Here is a 12,473-nt window from a genome sequence, read left to right as displayed (position 1 = left end):
ACTGGTAGGACCAGTTGGACCAGAGGGACGTTAGCAGGAGAGAAGCGGACCGAACAGCCCCTGCGCGGGACCGGTTCCGCGCGAGCCCCGACCTCCGGGACGCGGGGGAGGGGCTGCTACTGGCCCGTGCCGCCGGCGCCGTGCCGGTTCCCCGTCTCGTCCAGCAGCGCCTCGATGTGGTTGCGCGCCATGACGTCGACCTGGATGTCGAGATCCTTGCCGTAGGTGCGCAGGCCGAGCATCAGGTGCTCCCGCATCCGCTCACCGGCCAGGTCCGCGTCGCGCGCCTCGATCGCCTCGAAGATCTCGGGGTGGTGCGGAACGCCCGGTTCGCCGATGGACGGATCGGAGTTGGAGCGCAGCATCATCTCGAACATCATCCCGCTGATCGAGGAGAGCATGATCCGCAGAACGGGATTCCCGCTCGCCTCGGCGATGGCGTCGTGAAAGGCCATGTCGGCCCGCGCCTTGACGACGACGTCCGTCGCCGACTCGAGGGTGTCCCGCGCGGACCTCAACACCTCGATGTCCGCGTCCGTGGCATGCTCCGTCGCCAGTCGCACGGTCTCCACCTCGAGCGGCAGCCGCGCTTCGATCAGCTGCCGGACGGTGGGCCGGCCCGCCCGGTACAGGGCGTCGTACCCCCTGGCCTGACCCGGCGTCTGCTCACGTACGAAGGAACCGCGGCCCGGTGCCACCTCGATCAGGAGCTGCGCCTCGAGACGCCGCAGGACCTCCCGCACGACGTTCCTGCTGGCGCCGAACTGGGCGGCCAGCTCCCGCTCCGAAGGGAGCTTCGTCCCGACGGGGATCTCACCGGAGCGGATGTCGTGCTCGAGTTCCCGCGCGATCCGTTCCGTCAGGAGCCCGCGCTGGGCGGGGGCGGCGGCCCGACCGGACCGCGCGGAGGAGGGGGAGGAGCCGGGCGACTGCATCCCCGCAGCGTACAGGCTGGTCGCAGGCCGTACACGGGCGATCGGACCGCCGGACCGCACCCGTGCGTCGCCCGGCGGCCGGGGTTACTGCCTGCCGGAGGCGGACGTGCCCGCCCTGGTGGCGTCCGTACCCCAGCTCGCGAGCAGCCGGAGCGCCTCGGCGGACGCGGAGCCCGGCTCCGCGTGATAGGCGACCACCGACTGCTCCGCGTCGTCGGGCAGGGTGAATGTCTCGAACCCGAGTGCCAGCTCACCCACCAGCGGGTGGTGCAGACGCTTCACGCCGTGGCTCTTCTCCTTGACGTCGTGCCTGGCCCACAGCCGCCGGAACTCATCGCTCTTCACGGACAGTTCACCGACCAGTGCGGAGAGGCGGGGGTCGTCCGGGTGGCAGCCCGCGTCCATCCGCAGATAGCTGACGATGTCCGACGCCTTCTGGTCCCACTCCACGAACAGCTCCCGGTACTCCGGGTCCAGGAACACCAGCCGCGCCCAGTTCCGCTCCGGCGGCTGCAGCTGGGACCAGTCGCCGAAGACCGCGGCGGCCATACGGTTCCAGGCCAGGATCTCCGAACGCCGCCCCACGACGTACGCCGGGACTCCGTCCATGGTGTCGAGCAGCCGGGACAGGGCCTCGCGCACCCGCTGCTGCCGTGCCGACGGCTTCTTCCGGTGCCGCTTCGGCTTCGCCAGATGACTGAGATGGGCCTGTTCCGCGTCCGTCAGCCTCAGCGCGGACGCGATCGCGGCCAGCACCTCCCCGGAGACGTTCTGGCCGTTGCCCTGCTCGAGACGTGTGTAGTACGCCACGGACACCCCGGCCAGCTGGGCCAGCTCCTCGCGGCGCAGCCCCGGGACCCGGCGGTGCCGGCCGAAGTCCGGCAGGCCCACGTCCTCCGGCTTCAGACGGGCACGGCGGCTGCGCAGGAACTCGCTGAGCTCGGCGCGCCGGTCCAGAGCGGGTCCCGCGTTCCCGCCGGGACGGGGATCACCGACGGGGTGCCCCTCGGTCACAGGCTGTTCCTCCATGTGTCCAGTATCCACGGTCGTACGCACACCATCCTGACCCCGCCAGTAGTAGGACCACTGGTCGTAGGCACAACCGTGGCCTGGGTGAACACCGCGAGGTGGGGCAGGCTGGAGGACGTGCCCGGACCGAAGGCTGCCGGGCGCAGGACCCCTCCTTAGGAGAATTCCGCATGACCACTGTCGCCGCGTACGCCGCCCCCTCGGCGAAGGCTCCGCTGGAGCGCACCACCGTCGAGCGTCGGGCGGTCGGCGAGTTCGACGTCCTGATCGACATCAAGTTCGCCGGCATCTGCCACTCCGACATCCACCAGGCCCGGGACGGCTGGGGCGAGGGCATCTTCCCGATGGTCCCCGGCCACGAGATCGCCGGCGTCGTCACGGAGACCGGTTCCGGCGTCACCAAGTTCGCCGTGGGCGACCGTGTGGGTGTCGGCTGCATGGTCGACTCCTGCCGGGAGTGCGACAACTGCAAGGCAGGCCTCGAGCAGTACTGCGCCAAGGGCAACACCGGCACCTACAACGCCCTCGACAAGAACGGTGACCCCACCTACGGCGGTTACTCCACGCACATCGTCGTGGACGAGAAGTACACCCTCCGCATCCCCGACGGCCTGGCCCTGGACGAGGCCGCGCCGCTGCTCTGCGCGGGCATCACCACGTACTCCCCGCTGAAGCACTGGAACGCCGGACCCGGCAAGAAGGTCGCAGTCGTCGGCATGGGCGGCCTCGGTCACATGGGCGTCAAGATCGCGCACGCCCTGGGTGCCGAGGTGACCGTCCTCTCGCAGTCCCTGCGCAAGCAGGAGGACGGCCTGAAGCTCGGAGCCGACCACTACTACGCCACCAGTGACCCGAAGACCTTCGAGACCCTTCGCGGCACGTTCGACATCATCCTGTCCACGGTGTCCGCGCCGCTGGACTTCGGTGCCTACCTCTCCCTCCTCAAGACGGACGGTGCGCTGGTGAACGTCGGCGCCCCCGAGGAGCCCATCTCCGTCAACCTCTTCTCCCTGATCGGCGGACGGAAGTCCCTCTCGGGTTCCGGCATCGGCGGCATCCAGGAGACCCAGGACATGCTGGACTTCTGCGCCGAGCACGGATTCGGCGCCGAGATCGAACTGATCGGCGCGTCCGAGATCAACGAGGCCTACGAGCGTGTGCTGAACAGCGACGTCCGGTACCGCTTCGTGATCGACGCCGCGACCATCTGACGCTCCCCGCCCGCCTGCCGGGCGGTGCGACCGCTTCCCTGACAGGCCGGCCCGGTACGACCGGGCCGGCCTGTCGGCGTGCTCCGGCGCCCTCCGCCGCGCGGGCCGCGTCCACGGCGCCGGCGCCCCCGTCGGCGTCGTGGCGGACCCGTGGGGAACACCCGCCGTGCACGACCGTTGACACCCCGCATCACGCGTCACTACCGTCTCGGCAGGATTTCGGACGCATGACGAGATCTCGAACGTGACGAAGAGGCAACTTCCCCACGAGGAGCCGCATTGACATGAGAACCAGGAGCGCCGGGCAGGGCGGCGGACACGGCCGGACGGGCGCACGCGGCCACCGGGGCAGGTCCGGTCCCTGAGATCACGCCCGGTACACCGACGGCACCGCACGGAACACGACACGCCCACGCGCCGCACCGACGCACGCGGCACGGTCATCCCGAGGGGTCCTCAGCCATGCAGCACCCGTCCTCCCCCCACCAGCCGGTCCACCCGTCCCGGAGTGTCAGCCGTCGCCGGATCCTGGAGGGCGGTGCGGCGGGTTTCGGCGCGCTCGCCCTCTCCGCCCTCCCGGCCGTCGTGTCCGCCGGAGCGACGGCACACGCCGATCCCGCCTCCGCCGGCTGGGGTCCCACGGCCGACGGCCATCCGGAGTGGAACAACAACATCGCGATCTTCGACATCGGTTCGGAGCCGCCCCACACCACACTCATGCCGTACGCGGACGTGGACGCGGCCCTGACCGGTGACCGGACACGGTCCCCGTGGCGGCTCGACCTCGACGGGACGTGGAAGTTCGCCTACGCGGACTGTCCCGACGACCGGGACCCCGACTTCCACCGCACCGACCTCGACGACCGTTCCTGGGACACCGTCCCGGTGCCGTCGTGCTGGCAGCTGCACGGCTACGACTTCCCGATCTACTCCAACATCACGTATCCCTGGGCCGGACCCAACGGGCTGGGCGAGGAGGCGCAGCCGCCGTACGCGCCCACCCGGTACAACCCCGTCGGCCAGTACCGCCGCACCTTCACCGTGCCGCGGAGCTGGGACGGTCGGCGGGTCTTCCTGCACTTCGAAGGGGTCAAGTCCGCACACTACGTGTGGATCAACGGGGTGCCGGTCGGCTATCGGGAGGACTCCTACACCTCCGCCGAGTACGACATCACCCCGCATCTGCGGCCGGGCCGCAACCAGATCGCCGTGGAGGTCTACCGCTTCTCCGACGGTGACTGGATGGAGGACCAGGACATGATCAGGCTGAGCGGGATCTTCCGCTCGGTCCACCTCTTCTCCACCCCCACCGTCCATCTGCGGGACTTCAAGCTCGACACCCCGCTCAGCGACGGCTGGACGGCAGCCGAGCTGTCCGTCACCGCCTCCGTGCGAGCCTACGGCGACAACCCGCCGGGGAAGGGGGAGTACACCGTCGAGACCCAGCTCTACGACGCCGCCGGACACCCCGTCTGGTCCCGGCCGCTGCGGCAGACCGCCGGCCTCGGTGCCGCCCGGGCCGGTGACGACGTGACCGTGCGCGCCTCCAAGGCCGTCCCGAAACCCGCACTGTGGTCCGCCGAGCACCCGAACCTGTACACCGCCGTACTGCGGTTGCGCGACCCCGCCGGCAAGGTGACCGAGACACTGTCGCACCGGGTGGGCTTCCGCGAGTTCGCGATCGTCGACGGCCTGATGCGCATCAACGGCAAGCCCGTGTCCCTGCGTGGCACGAACCGGCACGAGATGCACCCCGACCGGGGCATGTCGCTCACCCGTGCGGACATGGTGGAGGACATCGGGGTCGTCAAGCGGCTGAACATGAACACCGTCCGCACCTCCCACTACCCCAACAACCCGCTCTGGCTGGAACTGGCGGACGAGTACGGCCTGTACCTCGTGGACGAGACCAACCTCGAGACCCACGGCATCCGCGACAGCTACCCCGGAAACCACGCCGACTGGACCGAGGCGTGCGTGGCCCGCGCCAGGAACATGGTCCACCGCGACAAGAACCACGCCTCCGCCGTCATCTGGTCGCTCGGCAACGAAGCCGGCACCGGCTCCGCCTTCGTCGCCATGCACGACTGGATCCGTGCGTACGATCCCACGCGGGTCATCCAGTACGAGGGCGACGACCGGCCCGCCCTCAGTGACGTCCGCTCGGAGATGTACACCAAGCCGGACCAGGTCGAGCAGCGCGCCGAGGACACCGGCGACACCCGGCCCTTCGTCCTGATCGAGTACTCCCACGCGATGGGCAACTCCAGCGGGAACTTCAAGAAGTACTGGGACGTCATCCGCGCCCACGACGTGCTGCAGGGCGGCTGGATCTGGGACTTCGCCGACCAGGCGCTCACCTGGCCGACACCGACGCGCACGCTCTTCACCGAGACCGGCCCCGGTGAGGTGACCGGCGAGCTCCTCGCTCCCAGTGGCCGTTTCGACCGTGACAAGGGGGTCTCCGGGGGCACGGTCTTCCGGGACGACGCCGGCCTGGACATCACCGGTTCACTGACCCTGGAGGCCTGGATCACGCAGAAGGTGACCGGCCGTCACCAGCCCATCCTCGCCAAGGGCGACACCCAGTACGCGCTGAAGCAGACGGACGGCAGCCTGGAGTTCTTCGTCCACGCCGCCGGCCGGTGGACCACCGCGAGCTGGGCGCTGCCGCAGAACTGGACCGGCACCGAGCACCACGTCGCAGGCGTCTTCGACGCGGCGGCGGCCACCCTGACCCTCTACGTCGACGGCGAGGCCAAGGCCACCAGGACCGCCGCCCAGCGCCCCGACAGCAACAACGCGCCCGTCGCCCTCGCCACCGACGCGGACCGCCCTACCCGCGAGTTCAGCGGCACCGTCCGGCGGGCGCACGTCTACGCCCGGGCCCTGACCGCGGCCGAACTCGCGTCCGGCTCACGCGGCCCCGGCGACGAGGGCGTGCGGCTGTGGTTCGACGCCGCCACCGTCGGCCTCGAAGAGGTCCGGCCCCCGGAGCCGACGTTCCGCGCCTACGGCGGCGACTTCGGCGACAACCCGAACGACGGCAGTTTCAGTGCCGACGGCATCGTCCTGGCGGACCGCGGGCACACAGGCAAGGCCGCGGAGATCAAACGGATCCTCCAGGCGATCGATGTGACGGCGGACGGCGGAGGTGACCCGCGCCGCTTCACCGTCACCAACGAGTACCTGTTCACCAACCTCCGTGAACTCGACGCCGACTGGACCGTCGTCGCCGACGGCAAGGCGGTGCGGCGCGGAAGGCTGACCCGCGCCCAGCTCGACATCGCCCCCCCTGTCCAGCAAGGGCATCACGGTCCCCTTCACCCTGCCCGACCGCCCCGCTCCGGGCACCGAGTACTTCCTCGAGCTGTCGTTCACCACCAGGGAGGCCACGAAGTGGGCCGAGCCCGGATTCGAGGTCGCCCGGCAGCAACTCCCGCTCGACGCCGGCAGCCCGGCCGTGAAGCCCCGGCCGCTGGACTCCGTACGGACGCTCAGCCGCCGGGACGACGACGGCTCGGTCACGGTGACCGGCCACGACTTCTCCGTGCAGATCGACAGGAGGACCGGCCTCATCACCTCCTGGGAGGCGGGCGGCGAACGACTGATCATCTCGGGTCCCGCCCCCAACTACTGGCGGGCCCCCACCGAGAACGACATCGGCAACGGTCAGCCCGCCCGGAACGGCACCTGGCGGCACGCGGGCAGCGATCGCAAGGTGACGGGATTCGAGGTCCGTGAACTGCGCGACCGGGCCGTCGAGATCGCCGTCAGCGGCACCCTGCCCACCACCACGGAGTCGGCGTACACCACCACGTACACGGTCTTCGGCAACGGCGAGATCAAGGTCGACCACACCCTGCACCCGGGTGCGTCCGGCCTCCCGTACATCCCGGAGATCGGTTCGCTGCTCCTGCTGCCCGGCCGTCTCAGTCATGTGCACTACTACGGCCGCGGCCCGGAGGAGAACCACTGGGACCGCAACAACGGCACCGATGTGGGCCTCCACTCCGCCACCGTCGCCGAGCAGTGGACCCCTTACGTCCGCCCGCAGGAGAACGGCAACAGGACGGATGTCCGCTGGGTGGCGCTGACGGACGGCGCAGGCAGGGGGCTGCTCGCCACGGGCGAACCGCTGCTCGAGGTCAACGCCTCGTACTTCACCCCCGAGGACCTGTCGGCGGGCGCGCGCCACGACTACCAGTTGACTCCGCGGAAGGACGTCGTACTGCGCCTGAACCACCGGCAGATGGGAGTGGGCGGTGACGACAGCTGGGGCGCCCACACGCACGACGAGTACAAGCTGTTCGCGGACCAGGACTACGCCTACACCTACCGGCTGCGCCCGCTGAACGGCCTGGACAACGCGACGGCGGCGTCGAGGCGGCCGACGGCGACGGAGTAGGAAGCCCGGGAACGACGCGGGCGGCCTTCCGGACGTGGGAGGCCGCACGCGCGCCCTCGGCCCCGCGTGCTTCAGGCCTCGTCGCCCGGGTGCGGCGGAAGCGTCGTGGCGGTGTCGAGGAAGAAGGAGTCGATGCTCTGGACGGTCTGCATGAACTCGTCGAGGTTGACCGGCTTCGTGACATAGGCGTTGGCGTGCTGACGGTAGGCGTCCTCGACGTCGTCCGGCGCCGCCGACGTGGTCAGCACGACGATCGGGATGCTGGACAGCGCGGTGTCCTTCTTGAGGACGTTCAGCAGCTCGCGGCCGTTCATACGCGGCATGTTCAGGTCCAGGACGATCAGGTCCGGCCGGTCGGTGTGCGGGTCGCGGAGGTACTCGAGCGCCGCGACCCCGTCGTCGGCCCGCTGGATGCCCCTGGCCATCCCGTGCTCCGTCAGCGCCTCCTCGATCAGCATGGCGTCGGCCATGTCGTCCTCGACGAGCAGGACGGTGTACGTGCGGGGGGCGAGGCCGTTCATGAGCGAGCTCCGGGTCTGGTCGTGGGGTAGCGGTCGTGATGCGGGGCGTGCGGTGAAGACGAGGCCGGGCCAGCGCTTGCGGGCCCCCTGGCGGCTGACCCCCCAGGCTCTTCCCAGCTGCGGGTAGCCCGCGCCCTCCTGGGCCGCGGCGCGGGCGGCCAGGGTCGCGCACTCCTCCACGGCCCTGCTCAGGTGGGCGAGGGCACGCAGGGACGCCAGGGCGTCGCTCCGCGGGGCGTCCGGATCCTCCTGGCCGTCCTGCGGCCCGGGGGCGCCGAGGACGAGCTTCCGGGCGGCCTCGGCGACGGCCTGTCGTGCGCGTTCGGCCAGCTCCTCCTGCTCGGAGCTCGCCGGGGTCTCCACTGCCATGGGTGCACCGTAGACGCCGGGGGACCCCGTCGACAACCACGGTTGTCCCCGGAGGTAGGGTGACGCCGCCCGGTACGCCGCCGGGCAGGGAGGGCGGACGACGTGGAGACCGACACCGTTCAGCAGGCCTCGGCCACCCGCGCGCCCGGGTCCGCCGGCGGCGGCTGGACCACCCGCGGCTGGCTGGGCGCCGGCTCCGGGGCGGTACTGGTGCTCCTGCTCGTCCTGACCGCGGGCGGGGGCTGGGTCCTCGCCCACGCCACGGACGTCAACAAGAGGCTCACCGACCGGTGGTCGCCCGCACTCATCGCCTCCGTGCGGATGGAGAGCGCGCTCATCAACCAGGAGACCGGGATCCGCGGATACGGCATGACGGGGAAGCGTGAATTCCTCGAGCCGTACCAGGACGGCGTCGCCCAGGAGAGAGCGGCGGCACGGGAGCTGGCGCGTCTGACCGAGGGCGACGAGCGGGCGACCGCCGACCTGACCCGGGTGCGCGAGGACTCCGAGCGCTGGCAGACCACCACGGCACGTCCCGTCAGCGAGGCTGCCGAACCCACCGCCTCCGCCCGGCAGCGCACCGAGTCGGGGAAGTCCGCCTTCGACGCCCTCCGCGCCTCGCTGACCGAGCAGCAGAACCACATCGAGGCCGAGCGGGACCGCGCGCGCGACGACCTGCAGGCGGCGCGCACGCTGCGCAACACGGCGTTCACCGCCATCGCCTGCGTCGTCCTCGCGGTCATCGCACTCGCCTTCGCGGGCCTGCGCAGGGGCGTCCAGCTACCGCTGGACCGGCTCCGCACGGATGTCCGGCAGGTCGCGGACGGCCGGTTCGGGCACACCATCACCTCCTCCGGTCCCGCCGACCTGCGGGCGCTGGCGAGGGACGTGGACGGGATGCGGCGCCGACTGGCCGGGGAGCTGGAGTTCACCGACCGCGCCCGCGCCCGGCTCGACGAGCAGGCCACGGAGCTGCGCCGGTCCAACGAGGAGCTGGAACAGTTCGCCTACGTGGCCTCGCACGACCTGCAGGAGCCGCTGCGCAAGGTCGCCAGTTTCTGCCAGTTGCTGGAACGCCGCTACGCGGATCAGCTCGACGACCGCGCCAAGCAGTACATCTCCTTCGCGGTCGACGGTGCGAACCGGATGCAGACCCTCATCGGTGATCTCCTGGACTTCTCCCGTGTCGGCCGTCTGCACGCCGAGGACACCGACGTGAGCATCGAGGCCGTCCTGCGCCGCACCACCAACTCCCTCGGCATGGTGATCGAGGAGAGCGGCGCGGTCATCACCCACGACCCCCTTCCCGCGGTCCACGGCGATCCGACCCAGCTCGGGGTGCTGCTGCAGAACCTGATCTCCAACGCCATCAAGTTCCGCACCCCGGGCGAGGTGCCCCGTATCCACCTCGGCGCCCGCGAGCAGGAGGACTTCGCGGACGGTGCCGAGGGTTCCGGACCCCGCTGGGAGTTCGCGGTGAGCGACAACGGCATCGGGATCGGCCCGGAGTACGCCGAGCGCATCTTCGTGATCTTCCAGCGCCTCCACACCCGTGACACCTATCCGGGCAACGGCATCGGTCTCGCGCTCTGCAAGAAGATCGTGGAGTACCACGGTGGCACCATCGGCCTCGACACCGCCCACACTCCCGGCACCCGCTTCGTCTTCAGCCTCCCCTCCGCCCGCCAGGAGGCGTCCGCCACCGGCGCCGTGAGCTGAACGCCGGCGCCCGCTCCGGTCCCTCCTCCCGGGCGGAGAGATGGCGGGTCTCAGGCCGGCGGTGCCTCCGACGCCTCCCAGGCGGTGGCCAGACCGTCCAGCCAGGCCGGGGGCAGTTCGGCGTGCTCCCACTCCGCCCGGAGCGCCGGCCCGGCGGCGGCCAGCCGTTCGAGGACGGCGATGCTCGTGGGGGAGTGGAGGAGGGAGTAGCGGCCGTGTACGGCGATGTGGCCGCGTGGCCCGTAGTGGGCGTACAGCCGGGCCAGACGCTCCCGGCCGGAGGCGGTGAACTGTTCGAGCTGTCCGGCGTACCCGACCCGGCCCACGACGTTCATCGTGCCGAGCACTGCGGTCAGGACCTCGTCGGAGACCTCGGGGTCGAGCTCCGACAGGTCGCTGAACTCGAGGTAGAGCGGTATCACGGCGACCTTCGCACGTTCCACGTCCACCCTCCCCACCGGGTGACGGTCCCGGGCGACGGCCCCGGACGATCCGGACAGCGCCGGGCCGAGAGCACGTTCGAGGGCACGCTCGGCGGCGTGGCCGAGTTCGTCGCTCGTGGCCAGCGCGCCGTCACGCCAGCCGCTGCCGTACGCCTCACCGCTGCCGGCGGGGGCGTCCCGCGGCTTCCCGATCTCGTGGTGCGCGCCGGCGATCGCCCCGGCCTCCACGAGGGCGACGAGTTCCTCGGCCTCTCCCGGGAACATGCCCGCGCGGCCGAGGAGCTCCAGGACGGTCCTCTTCGCGTTCATCACGCTGGTGGAGTCCAGCGGGTGCCGGCCCGTTTCGGCGGTGTTGATCGTGGCCCCCTCGTCGACCTCGGTCCGGTGCTCCAGCGGGACGCGGAGCAGCTCTCGCAGCCTCCGCGCGCCGGCTGACGCCTTCCACCGGCGGCGGCTGCCGCCAGTCTCTCAAGTCTCCACGACGTGAACGGCCATTGCCGCACACCGAACAGATCCGTGCCGCCCCCGTCCGCGCACACCGAGGCAGCCGCCCGGGCCGGTCGCATCCCGGCCCCGGCCCCGCGACCGCATTCCGGCCGACCGCGCGCCGGCCGTGGCGTGAGGCGCCAAGAGGTGTACGCGGTCCCGGTCCATACCAAGCCCTTGACATGCTCGGCCTTCATTCCTTAAATCACGTAGTGAACTAAGTCCCTCCGCCCGCCGTCCCCCCTGCCTGCCGGCAGGGGCGTGCGGAGAGGGCTCGGTGTGGTCCCCGCACGACCCACTCGGATATGACATGTCCATGTCTGTCCATCACCCTCCCCGAAGGGAGAGGCATGAGATCCCCCCGCCTGCCTCGGCGCCTGATCCTGTCCCTCGCCATGGCGCTCGGCCTCGCGACCATGTCGACCGGTCTGGCGCAGAGCGCGCCCACCCCCGTCACCACGGCGGCCGAGCAGTCCGCCGGCACGACGGCAGCGGCCGCCGTCACCTTCTCCGACGAGTTCGACGGCGCCGCGGGCTCGGCCGTGAACGGTGCGAAGTGGCAGATCGAGACCGGCGACAACGTCAACAACCACGAGCGGCAGTACTACACCGCCGGCAACCGCAACGCCGTCCTCGACGGCCAGGGGCACCTGGTCATCACCGCCCGCAAGGAGAACCCGGGCAACTACCAGTGCTGGTACGGGCGGTGCGAGTACACCTCCGCCCGGCTGAACACCTCCGGCAAGTTCAGCACCACGTACGGCCGTGTCGAGGCCAGGATGAAGATCCCGCGCGGACAGGGCATATGGCCCGCCTTCTGGATGCTGGGCAGCGACATCGGCAGCGTCGGCTGGCCCAACAGCGGTGAGATCGACATCATGGAGAACGTCGGCTTCGAACCGGGCACCGTGCACGGCACGTTGCACGGCCCCGGCTACTCCGGCAGCGGGGGCATCGGCGCCGGATACTCCCTGCCGGGCGGGCAGGCGTTCGCCGACGCGTTCCACACCTTCGCGGTCGACTGGAGCCCGAACGCCATCACCTGGTCCGTCGACGGCACGGTCTACCAGCGCCGCACCCCCGCCGACCTCGGCGGGAGGCAGTGGGTCTTCGACAAGCCCTTCTTCGTCATCCTGAACCTCGCGGTCGGCGGGTACTGGCCCGGCGACCCCGACGGAAGCACGGTCTTCCCGCAGCAGCTCCTCGTCGACTACGTCCGGGTCAGCAGCGACAGCGGCCAGCCGGGCGGCGGAGGCCCCATCACGGGTCTGGCGGGGAAGTGTGTGGATGTGGCCGGGGGTGCGGTGGCGAACGGTACGGCGGTGCAGTTGTACGACTGCAACGGTACGGCC

At 70.8% G+C, this 12,473-nt stretch carries 7 protein-coding genes and 1 pseudogene; 4 read left to right on the top strand and 4 right to left on the bottom strand.

Annotation, left to right across the window (positions count from 1 at the left end):
- Positions 1 to 116: 116 nt before the first annotated feature.
- Both IA22_RS0121335 and IA22_RS0121330 read right to left on the bottom strand, forming a co-directional pair.
- The gene (locus IA22_RS0121335) at positions 117 to 935 is read right to left on the bottom strand and encodes a FadR/GntR family transcriptional regulator (RefSeq protein ID WP_015579982.1); all 819 of its coding nucleotides are present in this window, start codon (positions 933 to 935) and stop codon (positions 117 to 119) included.
- 84 nt (positions 936 to 1,019) lie between these two features.
- A complete protein-coding gene (locus tag IA22_RS0121330) occupies positions 1,020 to 1,964 on the bottom strand; it encodes an MmyB family transcriptional regulator (protein WP_030124507.1) in 945 nt (314 codons plus the stop codon).
- Between the two features lie 170 nt (positions 1,965 to 2,134).
- Between IA22_RS0121330 and IA22_RS0121325 the strand changes: the two genes are divergently transcribed.
- Complete coding sequence (locus tag IA22_RS0121325) at positions 2,135 to 3,175, top strand: NAD(P)-dependent alcohol dehydrogenase (RefSeq protein WP_014152524.1); 1,041 nt, start codon at positions 2,135 to 2,137, stop codon at positions 3,173 to 3,175.
- 462 nt (positions 3,176 to 3,637) lie between these two features.
- Positions 3,638 to 7,583: pseudogene (locus tag IA22_RS34210) on the top strand (glycoside hydrolase family 2 TIM barrel-domain containing protein).
- Positions 7,584 to 7,654: 71 nt separating this feature from the next.
- On the opposite strand, the gene IA22_RS34205 reads toward IA22_RS34210, so the two are convergent.
- Complete coding sequence (locus IA22_RS34205; RefSeq protein WP_030124506.1) at positions 7,655 to 8,473, bottom strand: response regulator; 819 nt, start codon at positions 8,471 to 8,473, stop codon at positions 7,655 to 7,657.
- 102 nt (positions 8,474 to 8,575) lie between these two features.
- Here IA22_RS34205 and IA22_RS0121310 point away from each other — a divergent pair, with 102 nt between their 5' ends.
- The gene (locus IA22_RS0121310; RefSeq protein WP_030124505.1) at positions 8,576 to 10,192 is read left to right on the top strand and encodes a sensor histidine kinase; all 1,617 of its coding nucleotides are present in this window, start codon (positions 8,576 to 8,578) and stop codon (positions 10,190 to 10,192) included.
- A gap of 50 nt (positions 10,193 to 10,242) precedes the next feature.
- On the opposite strand, the gene IA22_RS0121305 is transcribed toward IA22_RS0121310, so the two are convergent.
- Entirely contained in the window at positions 10,243 to 10,944 is a 702-nt protein-coding gene (locus tag IA22_RS0121305; protein WP_014152520.1) for a hypothetical protein, read from the bottom strand.
- Between the two features lie 527 nt (positions 10,945 to 11,471).
- On the opposite strand from IA22_RS0121305, the gene IA22_RS0121300 reads away from it, so the two are divergent.
- Positions 11,472 to 12,473 (top strand): glycoside hydrolase family 16 protein (locus tag IA22_RS0121300; RefSeq protein ID WP_030124503.1); only part of this gene is annotated, 1,002 nt, incomplete at its 3' end.

It is taken from the genome of Kitasatospora papulosa (assembly GCF_000717245.1).
Lineage (GTDB): Bacteria > Actinomycetota > Actinomycetes > Streptomycetales > Streptomycetaceae > Streptomyces > Streptomyces papulosus.
This window is presented reverse-complemented; position numbering and strand designations above follow the sequence as displayed.

What these genes read in the sequence shown, in the direction of transcription:
- IA22_RS0121335 (WP_015579982.1), bottom strand. Translation starts at nt 935, where the DNA reads ATGCAGTCGCCCGGCTCCTCCCCCTCCTCCGCGCGGTCCGGTCGGGCC.
- IA22_RS0121330 (WP_030124507.1), bottom strand. Translation starts at nt 1,964, where the DNA reads ATGGAGGAACAGCCTGTGACCGAGGGGCACCCCGTCGGTGATCCCCGT.
- IA22_RS0121325 (WP_014152524.1), top strand. Translation starts at nt 2,135, where the DNA reads ATGACCACTGTCGCCGCGTACGCCGCCCCCTCGGCGAAGGCTCCGCTG.
- IA22_RS34205 (WP_030124506.1), bottom strand. Translation starts at nt 8,473, where the DNA reads ATGGCAGTGGAGACCCCGGCGAGCTCCGAGCAGGAGGAGCTGGCCGAA.
- IA22_RS0121305 (WP_014152520.1), bottom strand. Translation starts at nt 10,944, where the DNA reads ATGAACGCGAAGAGGACCGTCCTGGAGCTCCTCGGCCGCGCGGGCATG.